This is a genomic window from Granulicella aggregans (assembly GCF_025685565.1).
GTDB classification, from domain to species: Bacteria; Acidobacteriota; Terriglobia; order Terriglobales; family Acidobacteriaceae; genus Edaphobacter; species Edaphobacter aggregans_B.
Genome location: NZ_JAGSYE010000003.1, coordinates 973,496 through 997,134, shown reverse-complemented (window position 1 = coordinate 997,134; position 23,639 = coordinate 973,496). Strand labels below are relative to the sequence as shown.

Sequence of the window (23,639 nt, the reverse complement as noted above, 5' to 3'; positions counted from 1 at the left end):
CATCGCGAACCGCGTTAGCAGGTCTCAACTGCTCACAATCTGGGCGGTCCTAGCGCGGTAGGCGATCGAAGGCCGCTCTTCGATGAGAAGCCCCGATACATGCCCCCGGTTGATCGCTCGCACCGCCTGAAAGCTCATCAGCAGCGCCGCCGGCAGCAGCCACTCGTCCCAGATCCGCGTCTCGTACCAGACTCCGTAGAGCGCCGTCAGCAGAACCCCGGGGATCGCCCCGCACACAAAGAAGCGCTCTTCCCGGTTCAGATACTTCCATCCCCAGATGAACGGAATCAGCAGAAATCCAAACGCGCTCGCCAACTGTCCCCAGCGGTAAGGATTGCGTAGCGCGGGTGCCCAGAACTCCCAGTGGATCCGGCTGTCCGAAGCGTTCCCTGCGAAGTGCCGTGAGATCAGCACCCTCACGACAACCCAGAGCACCAGCATCGCCGCAGCCCAACTCATCGCCCGCCACTGCCGCCGCGCATACGCCATCGCGATCGCTACCGGGACCAGGTATACCGAAGTCTCGCGCACCGGCAGGTCGGTCAGGAACAACAAAAACGCCGCGATCCACCAGCCTTCCAGCAGGCAGATCGCCGCGATCCCGAAGAGCGCAAAGTGTGGAAGGTCGTACGGATACCAGTAATGCGCGTCGGCTCGCGCCGCATACGTCACGTACAGCATGTAGATAAACAGCGCCGACGGAAGCCACCAGACTCCCGGCAGATATCTCCGTCCAATGAAGACGCCAAACCCTACCGCCAGCAAACTCGCCATCATCCCCACCGTGAGGTAGGCCACCTTGCTCGAACTGAACGGTTCCAGCCGCTTGTTCGCCCCGTGGAAGATGCGCAGCTCAATCCAGGCGGACTCCCGCTTCATCAGCGCGCTTTTCTCCGCCCATCGGCCCACCGGAATCATCGCGACTCTGCCCTGAAACGGCATCTGTTCCGTGCCGTTCTCATAGGATGTCAGGTTCATAAAGCTCAGGTTGTCGACAAAGATCGACTCGACACAGTGCACGGTCGCCAGGGTCAGCAGCGCACAAAGAACCATGCGCCGAACCGTGGACCACCTGCGATCCGACTGAAGATCCCGATAAGAAGCCTGCTCCATAGTTGCCTCGTGCGAAAGCTCGTTGGTTGGGTAGGAACCTTAGTGTAGTGCCACATTCATTTAGATGGTTCGGGATGCCCTGACTCTACCCTGAGAGCGGTCGAAACGGAATGAAATTCTCCGCCGCTTTTCCGATACTCATGTCCCGGACTGGCCCGATAGACCTGTTTGCGTTGCCGCAGGTCTCCCCTGAGATGTCTCTCCGCGCCCGGAAGTTGGATCGCGTCGCCGAAGAACGACTAGCTCCGTCGTGAATCGGCTGCATGGTAATCCCACCATCAAACGGCGCATTTCCCACGCAGTGTTCCAGGGTGTCCCTCCATGGGAACCACGAACCGCCTTCCTCCGATCCGGGCACAATCTCACGAAAGCGCTTCAAGCATCCATTCCTGCCAGCCGATAACCTCTTTCAGTGCAGTCGCGATCCGTGCCCTGTTCATTTTGCAGTCGCAGAGCCATATCCCAACTAGAAGACATCCGGATGCCTTATCAATCGACGACGAGAGGTTCAACGGTTGCGATCTGGGTGCCCGCGCTGCTCTCCATCGCCGTTTTCATAGCGGACACCCGCACACCTCGCGGCGTTGTCCTCTGCACCGCGTACATCCCTTTGATCTACTTTGGCTTGCAGTTCTCCCGGGCCCGGATGGTCTTCCTCTACGCCGCGATCGCAAGCATCATGACTTTGGCAGGCGCCTTCCTGAAGCATCCGAGTGCCGTCACCCTCTGGATGCTTCTCACCAACCGCATCGTCAACGTCGCCGTCATCTGGTGGACCGCTGAACAGCTCTTTCAGCATCGAGTAGTTCGGGAAGTGCTCGCACAGCAGGAACTTATGGCTCTTCGTCAGGACGCCGCGGGAAAAGCCTCCCTGCTCGCCACGATCGTCGACTCCTCCGACGAAGCCATCATCTCAAAGTCCCTGGACGGCACCATCAAGAGCTGGAACCGTGGGGCCGAGCGAATCTTCGGATATCGAGAGGACGAAGTCGTCGGAAGGCCCATCTCCATGCTCATCCCAACCGAACTTCTTCAGCAGGAGGCCCAGATACTCGATGCCATGGTGCATGGCCGGGCAATCGAGCACTTCGAGACGGTCCGCCTCCACAAGAACGGCAGCAGGATCGAGGTTTCGATCACCGTCTCCCCTATCCGGGATCTGCAGGGAAGAGTCATCGGAGCGTCAAAGAACCTGCGCGAGGTCGGCAGTCGCAAAGGGACGGAGGCGATGCTGGCCGCCGTCGTCAACAATGCGATCGATGGCCTGCTTACGCTTGACGAAGCTTGCAATATCGAAACCTTCAACCGGTCCTGCCAGGAGATGTTTGGCTACGCTGAATCTGAGGTCGTCGGCAGGAACATTAATATGCTGCTGCCGGAGCGATACTACAGCGAACATGCAGGTTACTTCGCTGACGCTCATCGCAGCGCAGAATCGCGAAATGGCGCTTCAAGAGCCGAGGTCAACGGAAGGCGAAAGGACGGCAGCGTCTTCCCGGCGGATCTCTCCGTCAGTGCCTTTCAGCTGGCCGGCAACCGCCACTTCTCCGCGATTATTCGAGATATCACCGAGAAGAAACGGGCTGAAGAGGAAGCTGCGAACTACACCAGGGCCTTGGTCCGCAGCAACCAGGCGCTGGACGAGTTCGCCTACGCTGCATCGCACGACCTCAAAGCTCCTCTGCGCGTCATCGATAATGCCTCCAAGTGGCTCGAAGAAGACCTGGAAGAGCATCTGACCGGCGAGATCCGCGAAAACATGCAGATGCTCCGCGGCCGGGTCAAGCGCATGGACAGGCTGCTCAACGACCTCCTCGCCTACTCCCGGATCGGTCGCAAGACCGACGCCGACTTCTTCGAAATCGTCTCCGGGGACGCGCTCATGAAGGATGTGCTCTCCATGGTCACATCTCCTGCAGGTTTTGAGATCACCGTAGACCCCGCCTTCGCCGGTCTCTCTCTGTGCCGCATGCCGCTCCAGCAGATTCTGATGAACCTCGTCAGCAATGCCATCAAGCATCACGACAGAAAGACCGGAAGGATCGATGTCATCGTCGACCCCGGCGAAAAGATGCACACCTTCGAGGTCAGGGACGATGGCCCAGGCATCGATCCCCGCTTTCAGGCCCGTATCTTCGACATGTTTCAGACCCTGAAGCCGCGCGACCAGGTAGAAGGCAGCGGCATGGGCCTCGCCATGGTGCGCAAGAACGTCGAGGTCTTCGGCGGCACCGTTGCCGTCGAGTCTGACGGTCGCGGCAGCATCTTCCGTTTCACCTGGCCTGCCCAGCAGCCCGATATCGAGCGGGCCGTCGTCGCTAGCACCGCAGGAGCGCCCGCATGACATACTCTGCCGAAGCTGAGAACAGGCCCATCAACATCCTCCTCGTCGATGATGACGATGGAGACGCCCGCGCCGTGCAACGCGCCTTCGCCAAGGCCCGCATCGTCAACCCCTTCAGCCGTGCCATCGATGGCATCGAAGCCCTGGAGCTGCTCCGCGGAGAGAACGGCAAGGAAAAGGTGAAGTTCCCTCTGATCATGCTGGTCGACCTCAACATGCCCCGCATGAACGGCATTGAACTCGTGGCGACCCTGCGCGCCGACCCCGCCCTTCACAATACCGTCGTCTTCGTCCTCACCACCTCCTACCGCGATGAAGACAGGAACGCAGCCTACGGTCTCAACGTCGCCGGCTACATCGTCAAGGAAAAAGCCGGCGAAGACTTCCTCCGTCTCTTCAACCTCGTAGACAGTTACTGGAAGATCGTCGAACTGCCTTAGCGCGAGAGAACGTATGAAAACGCCCCTCAAAATTCTGCTGGTAGACGACGACCTCGGCGACGCCCGGCAGATCGCGCGGGCCATTCGCCAGTCCAAGCTGGAAGCGGAGTGTACCCATGTCATCGACGCGGACGAGGCGTTTGCGAAGTGCAGCGAGGTCTCCTTCGACTGCGCTATCGTCGACTACCAACTCCCCGGCCAGGACGGCCTCCAGGCACTTCTCTCTTTCGGCGAGCGCTGCCCTAACATGCCCCTCGTCATGTCCACCGGCCACGGCGACGAGCTCGTCGCGACCGAGGCCATGAAGCGCGGCGCGGCAGACTACATCCGCAAAGGCGACATCACCCCGTCCTCCATCCGCAGGGTCATTGAGAACGCCGTCGAAAAAGTCCAGCTCCGGCGCAAGCTCGCCGAACAGCAGAAGGAACTCGAACGCTTCGCCGACATCCTCGTCCACGACCTCCGTGCCCCATCGAGCTCCATCCAGACCTTCCTGATGTACATCCAGGAAGATCTTGCAGAAGGAAAGATGGAGATGATCCCGCAATACTGCGACTGGGCGTTGAAGGCATCCGCCCGGATGGACACGCTCATCTCCACCCTCTACCAGTACACCCGCCTCGAAGGCGAAGTCACCTTCAACTCCGTATCTATCCAGACCGCCCTCGAAGGTGCACTGGCCAACCTCCACAACGTCATCCGCAATAAGAAAGCCGTAGTCACAAACGGAGATCTCCCCGCCGTCACGGGCAGCGCCTCGCTCCTGGAACAACTCCTCCAGAATCTCGTCGGCAACGGCATCAAGTACTGCAAGCGCGATGTCCCCGAGATTCACGTAGACGCGGTTCGCCAGGAGAATGGCCTCTGGCTCTTCTCGGTCAAGGACAACGGAATCGGCATCCCCGCCGAAGATCGCCAACGCATCTTCGAGTCTTTCACCCGCCTGCACGGAGTAGGGGAGTTCGAAGGCACCGGCCTCGGCCTCGCCACCTGCAGCAAGATCGTGAACCGCCACGGCGGGACCATCTACTGCGACTCAGTGGAAGGCGAGGGCACAACCTTCTACTTCACACTTCCTCCGTAATCCGCAAACCCTCTTGCCTGTCATTCCCGCTTTTGCTTCTTGTTCCCGAAGGGAATCTGCGTCTTTGCAGACACACCCGTCCAAGCCCGGCCAATCCCGCAATCGCCGAGCGCTTTCCCGCATCTCTCCCCCGTTGTACCCTGTGGTTGTACCTTGCCGTCTACGGTCACATCCATGAACATCTCTCGACGCCGCGGAGCCATCGCCACCTTCATCACCATGGGCGTGCTCCTCGTTGGCCTCGCCGTCGCGCTTCAGGTCGGCTGGATCATCCTGAACGAGCGCACCGTCGCCTTCGTCGTTCTCGGAATCATCTCCTTCGCGCTCCTCATCGCCGGCGTCGTCCTCAACACCATCTTTCTCGTCCGCGAGGTCCGCCGCAACGAGCGCCAGGACTCCTTCCTCAACGCCGTCACCCACGAGCTCAAAACCCCCATCGCCAGCATCCGGTTATACCTTGAAACATTGCAGCGCCGTCCCGTCGACGAAGCCAAACGCCAGGAGTTCTACCGCATCATGCTCGCGGACTCAGACCGTCTCCTCGCCACAGTCGAGCAGGTCCTCAAAGCCGGCGAACAGGGTCAGCGTCACCGCAAACAGCAGCGTTCTCCTGCTGAGATGGAACCCCTGGTCGCCGACTGCATCGCCGTAACCCTTCAGCGCTACCGCCTCCCGGCCACCGCCATCGTCCTTGAGCCCGTCTCCGTGGGCGTCCACCTCCCCGTCCTCGCCAACCTGGAAGACCTCCGCACCGCCATCTCGAACCTCCTCGACAACGCCGTCAAATACTCACCGGAAGGTGTCCATGTCCGCTGCCGCCTCGACATCGTCGACTACACCTCAGTAGCCCTCACCATTCAGGACACCGGCGTAGGCATTCCCGCCGATCATCTCAAGCGCATCTTTCACCGCTTCTACCGAGTCCCCGGTCGCGCCATGGTTACCATCAAGGGTACGGGTCTCGGCCTCTTCATCGTCCGCTCCATCGCCCGTCAGCACGGTGGCGACGTCACCGCCAGCAGTGCCGGCCTTGGTGCCGGAACCACCATGACCCTCCGCCTCCCCCTGGCCAACCGTACAAGCCCTGTCGCGGAAGTCGCTCGCGAAAGCCCCGCATAGCAAGCGAACGTCTTGCTTAAGGGCACGGCTTCAGTCGTGCCACCCGAGCAAGACGACCACACGCGGCTTTAGCCGCTGAGGTACGCTCTTATCCAACTCCCACACGCCTCGAAAGACTCTGATCAACAATGAGCACTGGACCCGAACCCCTGATCATCGTAGTCGAAGACGAAGAGCACCTCGCCACCGGCCTGGTCTTCAACCTACAGGCCGAAGGCTACCGCACCCATCACGAGTCCGACGGCGACTCCGCCCTAGCCTGGCTCCTCGCCGCGCCCCAGGAAGGCCCCGAAGCCCCCGCCGCCATCCTCCTCGACTGCATGCTCCCCGGCACCGACGGCTTCGCCATCGTCCGCGCCCTTCGCGCTGCAAAGCGCTTCGTCCCCGTCCTTTTGCTCACCGCGCGCAGCCGTACCGAAGACATCCTCGAAGGCCTCGAAGCCGGAGCCGACGACTATCTCCCCAAGCCCTTCGACCTCAACATCCTGCTCGTCCGTCTGAAGACTCTGCTCCGCCGAACCGCCTGGCAGACAGAAGCTACGGCGATCGTCGACCCCTCACCTCCCGACGAGTACGCCTTCGATCACCACCTCATCCGCTTCGACGCCCTGGAACTGATCGCCCCCCACGGCACCACCCACCTCACCCTGATGGAGGCCGACCTCCTCCGCTACCTCACCGACCGCGAAGGCAAGATCGTCCCCCGCAAGGAGATCCTCGAGCAGGTCTGGCGCGTTCACGAAGACACCGACACTCGCGCCATCGACAACTTCATTGTTCGCCTCCGCCGCTACATCGAGACCGACCCCGGCAACCCCGTCCACCTGCTTACCGTCCGCGGCGTAGGCTACAAGTTCGTCGCCTGAATGGAGAGATGAGTGGCTCTAACCCCTGCGCAGGACTGTAGGCGAAAAGACAGTCTTGCTTACGGGCGCGGCTTCAGCCGTGCCATAACGTAGACTCCAAGGCGCGGCTTCAGCCGCTGAGGTACGCTTCTCTTCGGCGCAAACCGCTCTAGAGCTGAAAGCGTTCTACCCGTCTGAGATCAACTGATCTTCCGCAGGAAGTTCAATCAAGTCACGCTGTCAGGAATCAAACGCGGCGTAGACAGGTCCGCCGCGATCGCGGAGAAGATCCCACTCAGCGATGTCACCGGCTGGCTCGACGTGCACGTGCTCAGCGAACCCGACTGCTTGTAGTCCGAATAAAAGTACTGCGGCGCCGAGGCCATCGACGCCATCGTGTTGCACGGACTGATGTTGGGATAAGATCCGGCAGCAGTATCGGACAGGCATCCGACCGAAGGAGATCCGTACGCAACCGAGTACACCCGCGTTCCGGCTGCCGTCGCCGCCTTGGCTGCGACCACGGCCTGCCCACACTCTCCTACCCACGAGGGGTAGAGCCCGTTGCTCGTGGCACCACTGTAGAAGTCAATATACGAGCCGTTAGTTTGCGGAGTCGTCGCGTTCCCATCGCTGAGGATGATCAGCGCGTTCTGCGATCCCGGATTAGCGTTCTGCGCCGCAATCAACGCCGCCTGCGCCTGGTAAAGCACCCCGGCATAGTACGTGCCGTACACTCCGTCGTAGTTTGAGGGAGCAAGTCCGCCACAGCCCGGTACCCCACCGGCAGCTTTCACCAGCGCAGAAGAGGTGTTCAGGGTCCGCGTCGTGTCCGAAGTCTTATAGTCGCTCATGAACCCCAGCACCTGGTAGGTGGAGGTCACCGTGCCGTTGGTAGGGTTCACACCATAGGCGCTTCCCGGTGAGGCTGATCCAGCGGTCGCTGATGGAAACCAGTACGAAGTCGCCGTTGCCAGGCCGCTGTACGGATTCGATGGAGGCATCACGTACTCGCCAATTGTGGGATCGTAGCTATAGCCGCTGCTGGGAGTCGTCGTGCAGGAGGAGTCAACGCCCACTGTACTGGTCAGGAGCGATGGAAACGTGAACAGGCTCACGCGATCCACTGAATTTGCGGAGTTTCCAGCCGTAAACGTGCAGACTGCCAACTGCTGGGCACAAGGATTGAGGTTTTGCAGCAGGTTCTGTAGCCCATTCAAAGCACACTGCATCTGCGTATTGCCGCAATCTGTGTCCTGCGCGTTCATCGAAAGCGTCGTGTCGATAATGACCGCAATGTTGTAAGGCGTCGGTGCCCCACCGTTCACCGCCGCTGTCGCACTCGCAGTCAAGGTAAACGTCGGATGCCCCAGGAATCCCCCCAGCGGCAGGTTGACGATCGCCTGCTGCTTTACCTGGACCGCGTTGTAGGGTGCGGCGCCCACGCACGGCACGCCGAGCGCCTGTAGCGTCTGCAGGCACTTCAGCGCAGGACTGCCGGACATCATCGAGACCGTGCCAAGGTTCGAGCTGGCGTTGTACTGCCCGGAGTTCGAGCTATACGATTGAACGGCGCTCGTTGCTGAGCTGGAGCTCTTGTTGATCTGCAGTGCTCCAGCCCCTGCCAGCGCGGCCGCGTCCGTCGAGGCCTGTAACTCCCGCTGCATCGCCATCGCATATCCCGCGCCTACCACCAGGGACAGCATGCCGATCAGAGCGGTCATCATGACTGCCGCGAGAATCAGTGTCTGCCCGCTTTCGTCAGTCACCAGGTCTCTGAAGCGTCCGGGGCGCGGAGTGGTCATTGCACCAACTCCCTCACTGAGGCATGCATGGTGCAATTCGGAATGAGATTTTGGCCGAACACTTTGAGCGTGCAGGGATAGCTAGTGGTGAGCACATAGGTACCTCCCTGCACCAGGTTCCCGGCTGCTCCCGTGGTTGTGCTTGCACTGCTGCAGGAAGTGCCGGTAATCGCAGCGGTCCCATTGATGACGGAGGTGTAGACGATCAGGCTCGTATTGAGCCCCGGAGAAGCTCCTGCAACCGCATTTGATGCCGTCGCGCATGGGTCAAGCGTATTGCCACGGCTGATTGCAACGGTCCGGCCACCCAGCGATGTGGCGTCGGTCAGTACCAGCCAGTTGGTAAAGGCCACTCCGAAGGCAAACATCCCAGTCACTACAAGGAGGAATGCAGGGAGAACCATCGCGAACTCGACCAGAGACTGGCCGCTCTCGTCGCCGATGCCCCATCCAGAACGGGGTTGCTTTCTGGCGAACCTCAACTCTGCCTGCACTTCGACCAACGTGTACTCCCCGCGGCTGAAGCTCTGGAATCTTTCCTTCGGCACTCAGGAAGTCTCAGATCCGCCGCCATCTATGTCGCATGGCTTCCGGCCAATGACGCTCCGGCAGACGATGTCGTAACGACAAGCGTAGGTTTCGCTGTTTCGATTTGGCATCCCACGAAAGTGACAACGTCACCGCCATCGGTGCCGTTTGTGCGTCCAGAAAACACGGAATGGTCTCAGATCCCGCCTGCCCGCACACGATTCATGGCGCCGGTTACGGGTCCGTTGTCTGATGGAAACCTCAGAGCGTCCGCTTACGTCAGGTTGTCGGGAATCAATCGCGGAGTGGAAAGGTCCGCCGCGATCGCGGCAAAGATCCCGCTGAGCGACGTGACCGGCTGGCTGGATACGCAGGTGCTTCCCGATCCCGACTGGTTATAGTCCGAGAAGAAATACTGCGGTGCGGAAGCCAGCGCAGCCATCGTATTGCACGGCGTGATATTCGGATTCGACCCGGCGGCAACATCCGTTACGCAGCCGACTGACGGGGAGCCATACGCGACCGAATAAACTCGCGTCCCTGCCGAGGTCGCCGCCTGTGCCGCAACCACAGCCTGCCCGCACTGCCCAACCCAAGAGGGGTACGTCCCGCTAGCCGTGGCATCGCTGTAGAAGACGTTATACGGGCCGTTCTTCTGCGGGGCGTTGGAGTCACCGTCGCTCAGGATAATCATGGCGTTCAGAGTCCCCGGATTCGCTGCCTGCGCCGCGATCAGAGCGGACTGCGCCTCATAGATCGCTCCGGGATAGTAAGTCCCGTAAACTCCCGCATAGTTCGGCGGAGCCATGCCCCCGCAGCCGGATACGCCCCCAGCCGCCTTGACCAAAGCGGAAGACGTGTTCAGCGTCTTGGTCCCATTCGAGGTCTTGTAATCACTCATGAACCCCACGATCTGGTAGGTCGAGGTCACATTACCGTTAGTCGGACTTACGCTGTAGGCCGTCCCCGGCGCGGCCGATCCCGCCCCAGCCGGTGGGAACCAGTAAGACGTCGCCGTCGCCAAACCGCTATAGGCAGCGGACGGTGGCATAACGATCTCTCCGATCCCGGCAAGATAGGTATATCCGCTGCTGGGAGTTGTCGCGCAGCTGGAGTCGACGCTCACGGAACTTGTCTGGACTGGCGGGAAGGTAAACAGGCTCACCCGGTCAACGGTGTTGGCAGAGACTCCCGCCGTAGCGACGCAGGCAGCCGACGTCTGCGCGCACGGATTCAGGCTCTGCATCAGGTTCTGCAGCCCGGTCAGCGCGCACTGCATCTGCGTACTCCCGCAGTCCAGGTCCTGCTCGTTCATAGAGAGGGTCGTGTCGATAATCACGGCAATGTTGGAAGGCAACGGCGCTCCCCCATTGATGGATGCCGTCGCGCTCGCGGTAAGCGTCAGGGTCGGATGCCCAATAAATCCCCCGAGAGGAATGTTGATCACCGCCTGCTGTTTGACCTGCACCGCGTTGTAAGGCGCCGCCCCAACACAGGGCGTTCCTATCGCCTTCAGAGCGTTTAGGCACTTCAACGCGGGACTCCCCGACATCATCGAGACTGTCCCAAGGCTAGAGCTCGCGTTATATTGGCCGGAGTTCGAACTGAACGATTGCACGGCGCTCAAGGCTGCAGAGGAACTCCGGTTGATCTGCAGTGCCCCGGCTCCCGCCAGCGCTGCCGCGTCGGTCGAGGCCTGCAGTTGTCGTTGCATGGTGAGGGCATAGCCGGCTCCTGCCACCAGCGAAAACATGCCCAGGAGCGCGACCATCATCACTGCGGTGAGAATGATCGCCTGACCACTTTCGTCTCGGAGCAAAGACCTGAGACCCCTCATTGCACTAGCTCCTTCACCGAGGCATGTAAGGTGCAGTTCGACACCAGATTCTGCCCGAACACCGCCAGCTTGCAGGGGTAGGTCGTCGAAAGGATGTAGTAGCCTCCCTGCACAAGATTTCCCGCAGCTCCTGTCGTCGTGCTGGAGCTGTTGCAGGAGGTCCCGGAGTAGGTCGTCCCGTTGATCACGGAGCTGTAGGTGATCTGACTTGTATTCAGGCCGGGTGCCGCACCCGCAACGGCGGTCGACGCCGTCGAGCATGGATCGAGCGTATTGCCCCGGCTGATCGAGACCGTTCTTCCGCCAAGAGACGTGGCGTCGGTCAGCACCATCCAGTTCGTAAATGCGACGCCGAAGGCAAACATGCCGGTGACCACCAGCAGAAATACGGGGAGGATAAAGGCAAACTCGATCAGAGACTGTGCTTTCTGATCGCTGCGCAGAGAGAGTAGAGCTTGCTTGCGGCTCCAGAAGGGCATTCTCTCTGTCACTTCGGTCCCCTTAGTCTGCATACTCTTGAAGTATTCTCGTGGGTCCTGGACAGGACCGTAATCTCCTCCATCTCCACGAAAACCGTTGCCGGCATCTGGCGGCAATATCCCCGCAACCCGGTGCCACGGCATATTTTGCCGCTTCTCGTCTCTATCGGCGGGGCCTCGAAGTCTCTGAACGGCAGTCGCAGCCAGATCAAACTTAGGGGGTACCTGAATCCCGGTTCGGTCTTCGGCGTCTAAACTCATGGCGGATCGAGGGCTGGCCGAAACGCCTGCTTGCCGATCGCTTCGGCCGCGCATACACTTAGTTTGAGAGTTTTGTACCCATAGGAGATTTCATGGCGACTGCTACCGTTACCCCGACTGCCGAAGTTGTAAACGCACCCGCGTCCACCACTCCCGTCACCCTGACCCCGAATGCCATCGTCAAGGTCCGCGAGATCATGTCCACCCAGGATCCCATCCCGGCTGGTCTGCGCATCGGTGTGGTCGGCGGCGGATGCTCCGGCTTCCAGTACTCCATGAGCTTCGAGAACCAGAGCGGCATGATGGACAAGGTCTACCGCTTCGACGACCTCAAGGTCTTCGTCGACGCCACCTCCGCCATGTACCTCTCGAACTGCGTCGTCGACTACGTCGAGACCCTCGAAGCCGCCGGCTTCAAGTTCGAAAACGCCGCCGTCAAGAGCACCTGCGGCTGCGGCTCCTCCTTCAGCGTCTAAGACCAGCCTCGGGTTTTAGAGTGCTTCAGCCTAAATTGGCGATGAATCAGCGTGACTCTGATTCATCGCCGTCTTGCTTAAGGGCACCGCTTCAGCCGTGCCGCAGATGCCGTACCTGCACTGCGGCTTTAGCCGCTAAGGTTCGCTTGGAAGCGACCCGAAGCACGCAGGATCAGCGTCTCGACTCCGTATCGTGATGATATCAATACCTTTAGAATGAATATTTTAGCGAAGAGTGCATTTCTAGAATCAGTAACTTAGCTCTCAAGCACACCTGTTTTGTAAGCCTAAGTCCTTACTCCTGAATATTTTGCGCGGGTAAGGGGGAGGGGGCCACTTACCCCTTCCCAAACGGATCTTCCAGACTCAAACTGGTCGGCGTAAACATCTTCCCGCCATCCGGCGTGACATACCAGTCATCCTCCAGCCGAACCCCAAACTCCCCTTCGATATAGATCCCCGGCTCGTCCGAAAAACACATTCCTGCCTCGAGCTTGGTCGCATTCCCGCGAACCAGGTAAGGCCACTCGTGCCCATCCATCCCGATTCCATGCCCCACGCGATGGGTGAAGTGCTTGTAGTCCGGCCCAAAACCAGCCGCATCGATCACATCCCGAGCCGCCTTATCGATCGCCTGGCACTCCACCCCCGGCCGAGCCGCCGATAGAGCCGCGGCCTGCGCCCGATGCACAATCTCGAAGACCTTCTTCTGCTTGTCCGTCGGCTTGCCCAGCACAAACGTCCGTGAGATGTCCGACTGATACCCCTCCACCGAACACCCATCGTCGATCAAAATGATCTCGCCTTCGCGAATCACCTGCGGCTGCACCGACCCATGCGGCAGCGCCGAATACACCCCCACCTGGCAGCTCGCCTCGCCCCTTACCCCGCTGCGCTCATAACCCGCGGCAATCAGCCCGGTAAACTCCCGGTTCGTCATCCCCACCTTCGCCGACTTATATGCCGCCTCATACACTGACAGCGTAATGTCGTTCGCCAGTTGCATCAGTGCCAGCTCCGCCGGCGACTTCACCATCCGGCACCCCGCCGTGATCGGCGTCCCATTCACCACCTTCAGCGCCGGAGTCGCGTGCATCATCCCATCGGCAAACGCAAACTGCGTCCGCTCTTCAACCCCCACAGTGCCGCTCGCCAGCCCGCGTTCCTTCAACGACCGCGCCACCAGGTCATACGGACTCGCATCCTCGTTCCAGGTATGGATCTTCGTTGCCGCTCCATCCGGAGCCATCGTCAGCCCTTCACGAACTCGCCCCTCCTCAAATGCAGGGCACACCACAAACGGCGCTCCGCTCGCGGGCAGAATCCACGCAAACAGCCGCTCCGACTGATATCCCACCTTCAGCCCGGAAAAGTAATTCAAGCTCGTCCCCACCGTGATGATAAGAGCATCCATATCCTTCGACTTCATCAACGACCGAGCATGCTCCAGCCTTCCCTCGCGCTCCACCAGCGTAATCGGAACCGCCTCTTGCACGCGCGGCTTCAGCGCCGCAATCGCAGGCGGCAGCTTGCCAGCCTTCGCAGCCTCGTAGTCCTCTTGTGCATGCAGCGTAAGGGCAGGAGCGGCAGCGGCAGCCGCAAGCAGGAAGCGTCGCCGGTTCGGCGAGGTCAATTTGGATGAAGGCATAACGGGATTGTAGACGGTCTGCCTCGAACACTCCCACCGAGCGGATATCATGTTCAGGAGACACGAGGTGCAGGCATCCCGATGATTACGACCTTTCAGCAGCACATCCAGGCGCAGCAGCAGAGCATCAGCGAGGCCAGCGGCACCTTCAGCTATCTCCTCGCTGGCATAACGCTCGCCACTAAGATGATCCAGGCGAAGATCCGCCTCGCCGCCCTGGACGGCGCAATCGGTGCCTATGGCCAGACGAACGTCCAGGGCGAGCAGCAGCAGAAGCTCGACGTCTACGCCAACGAGGTTCTGCTCCACTGCCTCGGCCTCAAGGACTCAGTCGCCGCCCTCGTCAGCGAAGAAGACGAAGAGCCCGTCACCTTCGACCGCGCGCAAGGCGGCGTGAACACCGGCAAGTACATCATCGTCTTCGACCCTCTCGACGGGTCTTCAAATATTGACGTGAACGTCAACGTCGGCACCATCTTCAGCATCCTCCGCCGCCGCACCGAAGGCGACCTCAACGCCTCTATCCTTCGACCCGGCCACACCCAGGTCGCCGCGGGCTACGTGGTCTACGGTCCGTCAACCATCCTCGTCTATACCGCCGGAAACGGTGTCCATAGCTTCATCCTCGACCCCGCCATCGGTGCCTTCGTCCTCAGCGAAGAGCGCATGATGATGCCCGAGCAGGGGACCTACTACAGCACCAATGAGGCCAACGCCGCCACCTGGCCGCAGGCCTATCGTGACTACCTCGAACTTCTCCGCTCCGGTGGTCTCGGCAAGGAGTACAGCTCCCGTTACATCGGCTCGCTCGTCGCCGACTTCCACCGCACCCTGCTCAAGGGCGGCGTCTTTCTCTACCCGCCCACGCTCAAGCAGTCCAAGGGCAAGCTCCGCCTCCTCTACGAGGCCAACCCCCTCGCCTTCATCGCCGAACAAGCCGGCGGCATGGCCATCGGCCACGGCAACCGTATCCTCGACATCGAACCCGAGGGCATTCACCAGCGCACCCCCTTCATGGTCGGCAGCAAGCGCGAGATGGAGGCGCTCGCCGAGGTGCTGGCCGGATGACCGGCACACGCCTCACCTTCACCAGCGAGGTCACAGACATCCGCCTTGAATCCCGCTCCGGCCTGGCCGCCCGCTGGCAGATCGCGCTCGACCACACCCTCTTCACCCCCGCCGCCCCCACTGGCACCCTCTTGGCCGTCGCTCCCAGCGGAGCGCGCCTCGAAGTCCCAGTCCTCGGTGTTGTAGAAGAGGGGGGCACCATCTGGCACGTCGTCGACAAGCCCCTCACCGATGGCACCGAAGTGACAGGAACTCTGACCGAAACGCTCTGCTAACCAGCTTGAGCGGCGCATTCTAGCCTGATACACTCAAGAAGTTGTACTCGCGCTGAACCTCGCGCGTCCCTTCGCACTTTGGGGCTGTAGCTCAGTTGGGAGAGCGCCTCGTTCGCAACGAGGAGGTCAGCGGTTCGATCCCGCTCAGCTCCACCATAGAATCAATCACTTGCGGCATCGGGAGTGAGGACCCAGGGACATTTGTGTCGTTGTTTGTGTCGTAACCCCTCTTTGTGCGCTCCGCAACGCCCTGTTTTCCCCTTCCCATCGTCAGCGCATCAAGCGCGTCTCGCTTTGCTTCCAGCCGGACGTGCGAGTAGTGCTGGAGCATCTTCTTTGAGACGTGTCCGGCAATCGACATGATCGTCTGGTCGCTTGCCTTGGACTCGGCAAGCTCTGTGATTGCTTGATGTCTGAGGTCATGGAAGCGGAAGCCAGCGAAGGGACTCTTGAGCTTTGCGATGCTGGCACCGCACCCGGAACACGTCTCACCGGGATTCTGCAACACTCCGCACCCGGCGCACTGTACCGCCCGCGTCAGCCGTCGCCATGCCGTCCGCCAGCTCTTGATATTGCGCGTGGGATCGAAATGCGCCGTCTCACAGGCCGGGAAGAGGAAATGGCTCGGCTCTGTCGCTCCGAGAGCCTGTGAGCGCCGGTATAGCTCCAGAATCACCGCCCAAGCATCGGCGTTGAGCGGGATCACCCGCTCCCCGGCTTCCGTCTTGCTCTTCCGAATCGCAAGCGACCGCCCAATCATGTCCACGTCGCGCCAGCGCATCTCTTTGATCTCGCACCCGCGCATCGTCGTGTTGAGCGCCAGCCGCGCCGCGCAAGCGACGGTCTGCCACTCAGGGCGAGTCCCGGCCCTGTGTAGTAACTTGACCTTCTCTTCATAGGTCAGCGCCCGCCCGATGTTCTGGCGAACCGGCAGCGGATGAATCTCCTCTGCGAAGTGGTGCCAGCGCTTCGCCCGCTTTAGGACTCCCCGGATGATGTCCAGCTCCCGATTGATCGTGGCGTTCGACCGGCCGGCCGACTTCCGTTCGCGGATGTATGCCGTCACCTGCCCAACCGTCATGCGCCACACGGCAACGTCACCCAGCGCCTTGTTGATAGGCTTCACCCGCTCCCGTTCCGTCTGTATGCTGCGAGGCGCAAGATGCGGAATGCGATCCTCAAGGAAACGCTCTGCGGCTTCAGCGAAGGGCAGCCGTGAAAAGTCATCCTTGGACGCTGCCAGCTTGCCCGCTTTGGCTTCGCCCATGAGCTTACGTTCCTCGCGCTGTGCTTCTCGCCAGTCGCTTGTTTCTAGCGACTGCCGGAACCGCTCGCCGTCCACGCAGAAATCCGTGTGCCATGTCTTACCGCGTTTTTTGAGTGCCATCTTCTCCACCTTTCCTGTTCTTGTTCCACCAATCGAGGTTGGCCCTTCGCTTTCCCGCGCGAGCGCAACTCTCGCTGCAATACTTCTCTCTCCCGTCGCTGGCAATGAAGTAGGGAGACTTGCAACCGTGGTATTCAAAAAGCGCCCCACCGTAGCGGTGATTCGCACAGACACGCAGCCGGGGAGCGGGCACGGACGCGATTTCGAGGGCAACAAACGTGCCAAGCCTTAGCGTCCTCAAGGTGAATCCGCCATCAGCGAAACGGACGTACTCTCCGGAGAAGAGGCCAATGTCGGCGGGAGTCTTCTCTCGGTTGGCATGTGCGACCCAGGCCCAGATTTCTGTAAGCCGAGCCACATGGGCGACCCAATCGAATAGTGGAAAGGAAAACGGCGATCCGGCACTGTAGGGAATCGCCAAAGGGCCGAACCTTTTCGTGAACTTCAGCGCCACTTCAGGGCGGCGGGCTAACTCAACTCCAATGAGCGAATTCAAAAGTTGCATGGCGATGGGACGTGATCCCCCGGCGCGAACAACTTTGGGCGTGGGAAGCCATGTCCCCGCGATGCTCACGACGCAATCGTCTTGGAGTTCCACGTTAGACACCCCCGTCTCGACTGCAATTTCAAAGTTAGCCATTTCATGTCCTAGGAAGTGGTTCATCCGTTGCTTCCTAGTACAACTCTGTGCGACTCTACGCAAGAAGTCAAGAGGAGCGTAAAAAATGGCAATCAGCTTTTCGGTCAGGGTAGCGGCAGCGGAATCCGGGCTGTCCGAGCGCACTATCCACGCAGCAATCAAGAGCGGTCGGTTAGAGGCCATGCGCGTCGGACGGCGAGTCCTCATCACGCCGGGAGCTTTGGAGGACTACCTGCAAGGCAAACCCGGCAGGAGCAAGGCAGGTGCAAAGTGAGTACCGAACGGCTGTTGACCTTGCTGGAAGTGGCCGACATGCTCCGGCTCTCCCCTCACACGATCCGGGCCATGTGCCGCCAGCACAAGCTGGAACCTGTCCGCATCACCAGACGGTTGCTCTTTCGCCCTACAGACGTTGAACGACTGATTGCAAAGTGCGCCAACGGAGTTGGATAGGGATGGACTTTGATCCGTTTGAGGACGACCCGGAGACAGGCGAGGCTATCTCCGATGCGCGGTCTAAGGCTCAGAAGCCAAAGCTGGACATCGGACTGTGGGCAAGGTTTCCCAACAAGTTTTTCGGCAGTGGAATGGCGCGTAAGGTTGGAACCTCTGCCAGCGTGCTTTACTTTGCGCTCTGTGAAAACGCGAACCGGGACCGAGAGCCAAGCAATACGTTCAAGGCTTCAGACAAAGCCCTCGCGTCGGAGACGGGCCTCAGCCCGCGCACGATGAGGGACGCGCGCATTACGCTATTTGAAAACGGGCTGGTTTCCTACTCGCGCGATCCAGGGCAGAGTTACACGTACACTCTTCTACGCCAAGAGTTGAAATGGCTCAAGCGCTCGGAGAGACCCAGGCAGAAGCTCAAACCGCGTGCGATGGCCGCCGCTAGAGCCCAGCCATAGCACTCCGGCAAATTCTGCCAGAGGTGCGGCAAATTCTGCTGGACTAACGTGCGGCAAACTTTGCTGAAGGGTTTGGAAGAGTTTGCTGGTGGGTGCGGCAAACTTTGCTGGCCAGCGTGGCATACTTTGCCGATCCGTCTAGGTTCTTATAAGGAGGTTCTTCGAGAAAGGTGATAACGCCAAGGTGCTGGCAGATGTTTTCATCCCTACACATGGCGCACCGGAGAGAGGCGGGGGGCCGAGCCCTAAACGCCTTTGAGGAATTCGGAGACCGACATTTCAAAGCTCAGAGCCAATGTTTCAATGCTGCGGATGCAGGCCTGTTTGCGACCGTTTTCAAGTTGGCTGATGTAAATCTTCCCGAGGCCCGACACTTCGGCGAGATACGCCTGGTTCCATCCGTGCGCATCCCTCAATGCGCGGATACGTCTGCCTAACCGTATGCAGATGTCGATTGCCACATCTCAAGTGTCCGGATATCCTTCAGGCTAAGTTAGCCCAAAGGCTAATATGCAAAGGGGAACACCTTGAGGCAAGGGGCCCGATCTTTGATGTCCCGTTCGCGCAATGGCTCAAATACGTCAGTCTGGCTTTATGCGGTGCTTTGTTGGGTGGAGCTTTTTGCGAAGTTTTGCTGTTACGTCCTCAGTGCTGCCGCGCTAGCCCCCCTGTGTGCCGTAATCGGGGTTGTGGGTCCCAACTTTTGGGACATTAGGTTCCCTGCGCTTCTGTGTCTAGCGCTCCTTATCGGCGCGGCGACGGTGGTTTACCGCATTGCCTCTAGGGTTCACCAATGGAGCGAACGAATACGGCCATGCCTTCACGGAGTCAGCGCCGGTTCGGCTGGAGCGTGTCGGGAGTGCCAACTGCCCAAAGAACGCGAGGAACTAGAACGTAAAGCATATCTAGCGGAGCAACGACGAAAAGCTGAAATACAGCAACGGGCGCAGGCATTGCGAACGGAGGAAATTCAACGTCTTTCTCATGCATGGCTCAGCAGGTCTGAATCCTACTACTCAATGACATCGCGGGAATTTGAAGATGCGATCGCACAGCTTTTCCGTAATCTGGGGTATCAGGTGAAGCAGACACCCTATTCGGGCGATGGGGGTAAGGATGCCATCCTACTGAAAAACGACATCAAATACGTCTTGGAATGTAAAAGCGGAGCACAATCCATCGGCAGACCGGACATCCAGAAATTTCACTCTGCGATGATCCACGAAGGGGCCGTTGAAGGGTTTTATGTGAATACCGGCAAGTTTTCTCCGCCGGCTATCGAATATGCCAAAGAACACAAAGTAAAGCTGTACGACAGGCACACGTTCTCCAGCCTTGTTGCAGAAGCTTATCCAGTCCCAGAATCCGCAAGCGTTGCAAAAACGATGTGTCTGAGATGCGGAGAGATTATCGAACTGCCGGTTCAGGGGCCAGCGAGGAGCTCGGTGTGCCCGGCAGGACACAATGTTGTGAGCACGGTTTCGCTAGAGGATTTGGGCGTGTTTATTTCAGGTGTCCCCTACTGTAAGAAGTGCAACTCGCCGATGCGGATTTGCAAAGGATATCGTGGTCAGTTTTGGGGATGCCCTGGCTATCCCAAATGCAGATTTACCCGCCATTTTGGTGGAGAAACCGAGGCAACCAGCCGCAGCCGTAATCGGCGAGGTCGCTGAAATCCTTTTTAGAGGTTCTCCTAGGCAACAGATCCAATCTTCCGCCACGGCATCACGTCGAAGATGTCCGCTTAAGCAGCCTGAAAATCACACGGCTCTGCGTCTGAGCGGTCGCCTATGAAGTTGTGAAGTACCGTGCAGGCCTTTTTCGGCGGAAATTGCCGGAACCAGATAGAGCATCGCAGGTGGCGGGGGGGCATCGCATGGGGGATAGGGGTCGCCCAGAAAAGAATGCTTTGTAGACGCAGCGCGTTTGTGTCGTAGCTTGTGTCGTAACTGTGTCGTCCATGCCAGTATTCCTGCGTGTCGTTCAGGAACACTCAGGAATACTCGGATGGGCTTATCTCATTGAAAATGAAAGGCGCGATGCTCACTCTGTATCGTCCGGTATCTCCCCGTCTAAGGTCATTCCCTGAATTCGCAACGAGGAGGTCAGCGGTTCGATCCCGCTCAGCTCCACCATAGAATCAATCACTTACAGGAAAAGCCCGGGAACAATAAACGTTCCCGGATCCCTGCGGGAACAATAAAGGAACAATAAGGCCATCAGGCGACTTTTGCCTTCGGGAAAACCCGTATGTGAAGGTTGGAGGCAAGTGGAAGTACCTGTTCCGCGCCGTCGACAAGCATGGCCGATTGATCGACTTTATGTTGTCAGACCGCCGACGGAACACCCGCACGGCCCGTCGTTTCCTGAGGAAACCGCTGACGACGATGCTCCCTTGGCCGCCGTCTTCTATCACCACGGACCAACTCGGCTCTTGTCCCAAAGCGATCAGCCGGCTACAGCGAGAAGGCAAGGTGCTGGATTCTACAAAGCATCGAACTTGCAAGTATCTCAACAACATCATTGAAGCAGACCATGGTGCGCTCAAACGTGCCGTTCGACCCGCTCGGGGATTTCAAACGATGAACACGGCAGCCGCTACAATCAAGGGCTTCGAAGTGATGCGGATGATCCGCAGAGGCCATTGCCTCACTTGCGAGCCGCACTTCAAGGACGAGGTGCGTTTCGTCAACAAGCTCTTCGACGTCTTCACGATCGCCGCTTGATCAACACAGTTCTTGCTACACTGCGCCAAACACAGCTAATGCAACAGAGCCCTCTAGATTGCCGATGCCAGTCTGTCGGGGGAGATGGGTCGCACAATGGCCCGGCTGAGAGTTCGCAGACCCGATGCGAAACCCGTCCACGTCATCGTGACCTTAGGATCGAGGTTCGGAAAGGTATAACAGCGTGTTGTCAAAACCTCTCTCCCATCGACAAACAGTTCAAGGACAGATCCATCGAGCCATAACTCGAGCCGCGAAACGCCAGCAGCGTCGGGGTGCAGGGGCAATACCCTGTCGCCGACGATGATCGAAGGCCGTTCGGTGGTGCCGTCGTGATTGACGCTCAGCAATGGCTCTACCTGGCCGCTCGCAACTAGAGCGAGATTCAGGGCGCAGGGCTTCCCGGTTTGAATTGACCAAACGATCCTCCCGCTTCGGCCAGGCAGAGCGAGGGATTCGAGTTGTTCCGCGAGAGATTTTGAATTGTCGGTACGACGCAAAGACTTGGGCTCGGATAGGAGTTGGTTCATCTCTTTCGCTACGGTGATCTGAAGCCCGCCGTCGGAACCAATACTGAGAACGCGAGGAAGTGACATGGCCCCGGACCATCCCGCAGCCTTGATGGCTTCTGCCGGGCGCGATTCCTGGACCCAGCCCCACAAGATCCGTCGACCCTGCGAATCAGGCATGCTTCGCGGAGCATAGTAGTTGCCGTAGTCCAGTTTTCCTTTCTGCTCCGAGTGGAATTTGAGGGCTTCCTTATCGAAGGTTCCGACCTCCCAGTAGGTCTTGTACTCGGTGGAATAGAGAAGAACGTGCTTCTCTCCGATCGGGAAGAAATCCGGACACTCCCACATCTCGGCACTCCCGACAGGGTTGGAGAGATCCAGCCCGTTCCAGGTGCCTTCTGCCAAGGCATGCACATACTCGAAGGACCGGGCGTCCTTCGAGCGATAAAGGAGCAGAGCGCCTCCAAATTTATTGAAACCTGACCCGACGCCGACGTACCAGGTGTCACCGTCTTTCCATCCGAAAGGGTCTCGAAAGCCGGTGACTTTCATCCCATCGGGCGGGCCGTCAATTACGGCCTTGGGGAGTTTGTCGAATTGAGCGAGATCTTTCTGGCTGGAGGTGGCTATACATTGCACTTCACGCAGGCCTTCGTTCCGGATGGTCTCCTTCTCGCGGGGAACCTTGGTCACGCCCGTGTAGACAACCGTGCCTATGTCCCCGGTGCCTGGCAGGACTCCCCCGGTGAAAGTGCCGTAGGAGTCGTATCCCCCTGCCGTAGGAGTCAGTGCGATCGGCATATGTCGCCAGTGAACGAGATCGGGACTGATGGCATGGTGCCATCCCCTGCCTCCGTAACTTCCATGAAAGAAGGCGTGATAGCTGCCTTCGAAGAAGCGTGGCGCACAAGGATCACCAAGGAAACCCGCTGGTGGGAGCAAGTGAAATTGAGGTCTGAGCGGGTCTGCGGCGAGCCTTGCCAAGAGAGCCACCATCGACTCAGATTGCTGAGCCAGCGATGTCATCGAAGCGAGTGGCACGCCAGACGCAACCGTTGTTGCGAAGGCTGCGGAAAGAAAGGAGCGTCGCGTCGGCAAAGGAATGTTCGTCAAGAGATCTCCGGTGAAATTTAAGAAACTACGGCTGGTAAGGTTTACTCACGATTGCTTGCAGGCAATGCATCAGTTGGGAAAGACCGCAGAGGAAGGGCTCGTCGCGATGAGTCGCTCACATTCAGCGACAGTCCAATCCGGGGTCGCACCTTGCCGACTTGCCACGAGTGCGCCCAACCCATTTGCGAACGCTGCTTGTTGTTCCGGAGGCCACGGTTGCGAGAGAGCATGAAGAAGCCCGGCCGCGAACGCATCCCCGGCACCTACCGTGTCGGCAACCTGCACCGGTATGCCGGAGAACTCCCGGAGGACGCCATCTCGGTACACCGCGCACCCTCGATCGCCGAGGGTTACGCAGAGAGCTTCCAGGGGATATCTCGCCGACCATGCCCGGCAAAAATTCTCGAGCGAAAAAATACTATTCGGAAAGATCAGTTCAAATAGAAGCTTCGCTTCCACATCGTTCATCTTGATGACGGCGGCGAGTGAGGATAGATGTTCAACGAGAGGGAGATTCCAGTGTCCCTCTCGTAGATTGATATCGTAGAACCCGCGAATCTGGGGGATGCGATCGAGTATTTCTTCCAGGAATTGCAAATTCGACTCGTCGGTCTGAGCGAGGGTGCCGAAGTACAGCCAATCAGCTTCCAACTCCTGCAGTCTTGATAGAAGGTCCTCGTTGATTCGAAGCCGGTCGAACGCCGCGGGCCGGGGGATCACAAACGTCGCTTGGCGATGTGAGTCGAGCGTTACAAAGGCAGTACCGGTTTCGAGGTCCGCTGTTCTCTGAACAAATTCCGTGGATAGCCCCATACTCTGCATCATCAGCATGGTCGATTCGCCCCGGCTGTCAGTGCCGACGCCCGTCATGAATGACACAGAGTGTCCCAGGCGATGCAGAGAGCAAGATATGTTGAGAGGTGCGCCGCCTAAAATCTCAACGATGGATCCGTCGATATCGCGAAAGATGTCCCAAAGAACCTCTCCCGTGCTGATGACTTTCATGTGCGGGCTCCGATTAGATCAAGTGGTTCGTT

23 protein-coding genes, 1 tRNA gene and 1 pseudogene are annotated in these 23,639 nt (G+C 59.2%); 14 read left to right on the top strand and 11 right to left on the bottom strand.

Annotation, left to right across the window (positions count from 1 at the left end):
* Nucleotides 1–24: 24 nt before the first annotated feature.
* On the bottom strand, nt 25–1,113 hold the full coding sequence (locus tag OHL18_RS19435) for a hypothetical protein (protein ID WP_263376529.1): 1,089 nt from the start codon (nt 1,111–1,113) through the stop codon (nt 25–27).
* 481 nt (nt 1,114–1,594) lie between these two features.
* Between OHL18_RS19435 and OHL18_RS19430 the strand changes: the two genes are divergently transcribed.
* The 5 genes from OHL18_RS19430 to OHL18_RS19410 all read left to right on the top strand — a co-directional run bounded on the left by OHL18_RS19430 (nt 1,595) and on the right by OHL18_RS19410 (nt 6,966).
* Nucleotides 1,595–3,457: a sensor histidine kinase gene (locus tag OHL18_RS19430; RefSeq protein WP_263376528.1), complete on the top strand. Its 1,863-nt coding sequence runs from the start codon at nt 1,595–1,597 to the stop codon at nt 3,455–3,457.
* Entirely contained in the window at nt 3,454–3,897 is a 444-nt protein-coding gene (locus OHL18_RS19425; protein ID WP_263376527.1) for a response regulator, read from the top strand. Before OHL18_RS19430 ends, OHL18_RS19425 begins: the two co-directional genes overlap by 4 nt.
* Nucleotides 3,898–3,910: 13 nt before the next feature.
* Nucleotides 3,911–4,981, top strand: coding sequence for a hybrid sensor histidine kinase/response regulator (locus OHL18_RS19420; RefSeq protein ID WP_263376526.1), 1,071 nt, complete (start codon nt 3,911–3,913; stop codon nt 4,979–4,981).
* Between the two features lie 174 nt (nt 4,982–5,155).
* Nucleotides 5,156–6,100: a sensor histidine kinase gene (locus OHL18_RS19415; protein WP_263376525.1), complete on the top strand. Its 945-nt coding sequence runs from the start codon at nt 5,156–5,158 to the stop codon at nt 6,098–6,100.
* Between the two features lie 128 nt (nt 6,101–6,228).
* A complete protein-coding gene (locus OHL18_RS19410) occupies nt 6,229–6,966 on the top strand; it encodes a response regulator transcription factor (protein WP_263376524.1) in 738 nt (245 codons plus the stop codon).
* Between the two features lie 206 nt (nt 6,967–7,172).
* Here the strand turns inward: OHL18_RS19410 and OHL18_RS19405 are convergent, their stop codons facing one another.
* The 4 genes from OHL18_RS19405 to OHL18_RS19390 all read right to left on the bottom strand — a co-directional run bounded on the left by OHL18_RS19405 (nt 7,173) and on the right by OHL18_RS19390 (nt 11,627).
* A complete protein-coding gene (locus OHL18_RS19405) occupies nt 7,173–8,750 on the bottom strand; it encodes a pilus assembly protein TadG-related protein (protein ID WP_263376523.1) in 1,578 nt (525 codons plus the stop codon).
* Complete coding sequence (locus OHL18_RS19400) at nt 8,747–9,298, bottom strand: TadE/TadG family type IV pilus assembly protein (protein WP_263376522.1); 552 nt, start codon at nt 9,296–9,298, stop codon at nt 8,747–8,749. The genes OHL18_RS19405 and OHL18_RS19400 overlap by 4 nt, the downstream gene beginning before the upstream one ends.
* A 254-nt stretch (nt 9,299–9,552) precedes the next feature.
* Nucleotides 9,553–11,097: a pilus assembly protein TadG-related protein gene (locus OHL18_RS19395; protein ID WP_263376521.1), complete on the bottom strand. Its 1,545-nt coding sequence runs from the start codon at nt 11,095–11,097 to the stop codon at nt 9,553–9,555.
* Nucleotides 11,098–11,111: 14 nt separating this feature from the next.
* A complete protein-coding gene (locus OHL18_RS19390) occupies nt 11,112–11,627 on the bottom strand; it encodes a TadE/TadG family type IV pilus assembly protein (RefSeq protein WP_263376520.1) in 516 nt (171 codons plus the stop codon).
* Nucleotides 11,628–11,947: 320 nt separating this feature from the next.
* Here OHL18_RS19390 and OHL18_RS19385 point away from each other — a divergent pair, with 320 nt between their 5' ends.
* A complete protein-coding gene (locus OHL18_RS19385) occupies nt 11,948–12,331 on the top strand; it encodes a HesB/IscA family protein (RefSeq protein ID WP_263376519.1) in 384 nt (127 codons plus the stop codon).
* A gap of 337 nt (nt 12,332–12,668) precedes the next feature.
* On the opposite strand, the gene OHL18_RS19380 is transcribed toward OHL18_RS19385, so the two are convergent.
* Entirely contained in the window at nt 12,669–13,979 is a 1,311-nt protein-coding gene (locus OHL18_RS19380) for a M24 family metallopeptidase (protein WP_263376518.1), read from the bottom strand.
* An 81-nt stretch (nt 13,980–14,060) separates the two neighbouring features.
* Here OHL18_RS19380 and fbp point away from each other — a divergent pair, with 81 nt between their 5' ends.
* The 3 genes from fbp to OHL18_RS19365 all read left to right on the top strand — a co-directional run bounded on the left by fbp (nt 14,061) and on the right by OHL18_RS19365 (nt 15,478).
* On the top strand, nt 14,061–15,047 hold the full coding sequence (gene fbp / locus OHL18_RS19375) for a class 1 fructose-bisphosphatase (RefSeq protein WP_263376517.1): 987 nt from the start codon (nt 14,061–14,063) through the stop codon (nt 15,045–15,047).
* The gene (locus OHL18_RS19370) at nt 15,044–15,322 is read left to right on the top strand and encodes an alanyl-tRNA editing protein (RefSeq protein ID WP_263376516.1); all 279 of its coding nucleotides are present in this window, start codon (nt 15,044–15,046) and stop codon (nt 15,320–15,322) included. The genes fbp and OHL18_RS19370 overlap by 4 nt, the downstream gene beginning before the upstream one ends.
* An 80-nt stretch (nt 15,323–15,402) precedes the next feature.
* Nucleotides 15,403–15,478 (top strand) — tRNA-Ala (locus tag OHL18_RS19365).
* 160 nt (nt 15,479–15,638) lie between these two features.
* Here OHL18_RS19365 and OHL18_RS23355 read toward each other — a convergent pair.
* Together OHL18_RS23355 and OHL18_RS19360 are read right to left on the bottom strand one after the other, a co-directional pair.
* Nucleotides 15,639–16,403: pseudogene (locus OHL18_RS23355) on the bottom strand (tyrosine-type recombinase/integrase); the annotation flags it as partial.
* A 283-nt stretch (nt 16,404–16,686) separates the two neighbouring features.
* Nucleotides 16,687–17,373, bottom strand: a complete 687-nt coding sequence (locus OHL18_RS19360) for a hypothetical protein (RefSeq protein ID WP_263376515.1) — start codon at nt 17,371–17,373, stop codon at nt 16,687–16,689.
* A 61-nt stretch (nt 17,374–17,434) separates the two neighbouring features.
* Between OHL18_RS19360 and OHL18_RS19355 the strand changes: the two genes are divergently transcribed.
* Genes OHL18_RS19355 through OHL18_RS19350 form a run of 3 tightly spaced genes read left to right on the top strand, consistent with a single transcriptional unit; the run spans nt 17,435 to nt 18,254 of the window.
* Nucleotides 17,435–17,623 carry a helix-turn-helix domain-containing protein gene (locus tag OHL18_RS19355; protein ID WP_263376514.1) on the top strand — a complete coding sequence of 63 codons (189 nt, stop codon included), beginning with the start codon at nt 17,435–17,437 and terminating at the stop codon, nt 17,621–17,623.
* Nucleotides 17,620–17,802, top strand: a complete 183-nt coding sequence (locus OHL18_RS23350) for a helix-turn-helix domain-containing protein (protein WP_396274871.1) — start codon at nt 17,620–17,622, stop codon at nt 17,800–17,802. The genes OHL18_RS19355 and OHL18_RS23350 overlap by 4 nt, the downstream gene beginning before the upstream one ends.
* A 2-nt stretch (nt 17,803–17,804) precedes the next feature.
* On the top strand, nt 17,805–18,254 hold the full coding sequence (locus OHL18_RS19350) for a hypothetical protein (protein ID WP_263376513.1): 450 nt from the start codon (nt 17,805–17,807) through the stop codon (nt 18,252–18,254).
* A gap of 245 nt (nt 18,255–18,499) precedes the next feature.
* On the opposite strand, the gene OHL18_RS19345 is transcribed toward OHL18_RS19350, so the two are convergent.
* Nucleotides 18,500–18,715, bottom strand: a complete 216-nt coding sequence (locus tag OHL18_RS19345) for a helix-turn-helix domain-containing protein (RefSeq protein WP_263376512.1) — start codon at nt 18,713–18,715, stop codon at nt 18,500–18,502.
* A 492-nt stretch (nt 18,716–19,207) separates the two neighbouring features.
* Between OHL18_RS19345 and OHL18_RS19340 the strand changes: the two genes are divergently transcribed.
* Nucleotides 19,208–19,927, top strand: a complete 720-nt coding sequence (locus OHL18_RS19340; protein ID WP_263376511.1) for a restriction endonuclease — start codon at nt 19,208–19,210, stop codon at nt 19,925–19,927.
* A 579-nt stretch (nt 19,928–20,506) separates the two neighbouring features.
* Nucleotides 20,507–20,980: an IS6 family transposase gene (locus OHL18_RS19335; RefSeq protein WP_263376510.1), complete on the top strand. Its 474-nt coding sequence runs from the start codon at nt 20,507–20,509 to the stop codon at nt 20,978–20,980.
* Nucleotides 20,981–21,033: 53 nt separating this feature from the next.
* Here the strand turns inward: OHL18_RS19335 and OHL18_RS19330 are convergent, their stop codons facing one another.
* Both OHL18_RS19330 and OHL18_RS19325 read right to left on the bottom strand, forming a co-directional pair.
* Nucleotides 21,034–22,485, bottom strand: coding sequence for a glycoside hydrolase family 32 protein (locus tag OHL18_RS19330; RefSeq protein ID WP_263376584.1), 1,452 nt, complete (start codon nt 22,483–22,485; stop codon nt 21,034–21,036).
* 186 nt (nt 22,486–22,671) lie between these two features.
* Nucleotides 22,672–23,607 (bottom strand): carbohydrate kinase family protein, encoded by a 936-nt coding sequence (locus OHL18_RS19325; RefSeq protein WP_263376509.1) that lies wholly within the window; start codon nt 23,605–23,607, stop codon nt 22,672–22,674.
* Nucleotides 23,608–23,639 lie beyond the last annotated feature (32 nt).

What these genes read in the sequence shown, in the direction of transcription:
- OHL18_RS19435 (WP_263376529.1), bottom strand. Translation starts at nt 1,113, where the DNA reads ATGGAGCAGGCTTCTTATCGGGATCTTCAGTCGGATCGCAGGTGGTCC.
- OHL18_RS19430 (WP_263376528.1), top strand. Translation starts at nt 1,595, where the DNA reads ATGCCTTATCAATCGACGACGAGAGGTTCAACGGTTGCGATCTGGGTG.
- OHL18_RS19425 (WP_263376527.1), top strand. Translation starts at nt 3,454, where the DNA reads ATGACATACTCTGCCGAAGCTGAGAACAGGCCCATCAACATCCTCCTC.
- OHL18_RS19420 (WP_263376526.1), top strand. Translation starts at nt 3,911, where the DNA reads ATGAAAACGCCCCTCAAAATTCTGCTGGTAGACGACGACCTCGGCGAC.
- OHL18_RS19415 (WP_263376525.1), top strand. Translation starts at nt 5,156, where the DNA reads ATGAACATCTCTCGACGCCGCGGAGCCATCGCCACCTTCATCACCATG.
- OHL18_RS19410 (WP_263376524.1), top strand. Translation starts at nt 6,229, where the DNA reads ATGAGCACTGGACCCGAACCCCTGATCATCGTAGTCGAAGACGAAGAG.
- OHL18_RS19405 (WP_263376523.1), bottom strand. Translation starts at nt 8,750, where the DNA reads ATGACCACTCCGCGCCCCGGACGCTTCAGAGACCTGGTGACTGACGAA.
- OHL18_RS19390 (WP_263376520.1), bottom strand. Translation starts at nt 11,627, where the DNA reads ATGCAGACTAAGGGGACCGAAGTGACAGAGAGAATGCCCTTCTGGAGC.
- OHL18_RS19385 (WP_263376519.1), top strand. Translation starts at nt 11,948, where the DNA reads ATGGCGACTGCTACCGTTACCCCGACTGCCGAAGTTGTAAACGCACCC.
- OHL18_RS19380 (WP_263376518.1), bottom strand. Translation starts at nt 13,979, where the DNA reads ATGCCTTCATCCAAATTGACCTCGCCGAACCGGCGACGCTTCCTGCTT.
- fbp (WP_263376517.1), top strand. Translation starts at nt 14,061, where the DNA reads ATGATTACGACCTTTCAGCAGCACATCCAGGCGCAGCAGCAGAGCATC.
- OHL18_RS19370 (WP_263376516.1), top strand. Translation starts at nt 15,044, where the DNA reads ATGACCGGCACACGCCTCACCTTCACCAGCGAGGTCACAGACATCCGC.
- OHL18_RS19360 (WP_263376515.1), bottom strand. Translation starts at nt 17,373, where the DNA reads ATGAACCACTTCCTAGGACATGAAATGGCTAACTTTGAAATTGCAGTC.
- OHL18_RS19355 (WP_263376514.1), top strand. Translation starts at nt 17,435, where the DNA reads ATGGCAATCAGCTTTTCGGTCAGGGTAGCGGCAGCGGAATCCGGGCTG.
- OHL18_RS19350 (WP_263376513.1), top strand. Translation starts at nt 17,805, where the DNA reads ATGGACTTTGATCCGTTTGAGGACGACCCGGAGACAGGCGAGGCTATC.
- OHL18_RS19330 (WP_263376584.1), bottom strand. Translation starts at nt 22,485, where the DNA reads ATGGTGGCTCTCTTGGCAAGGCTCGCCGCAGACCCGCTCAGACCTCAA.
- OHL18_RS19325 (WP_263376509.1), bottom strand. Translation starts at nt 23,607, where the DNA reads ATGAAAGTCATCAGCACGGGAGAGGTTCTTTGGGACATCTTTCGCGAT.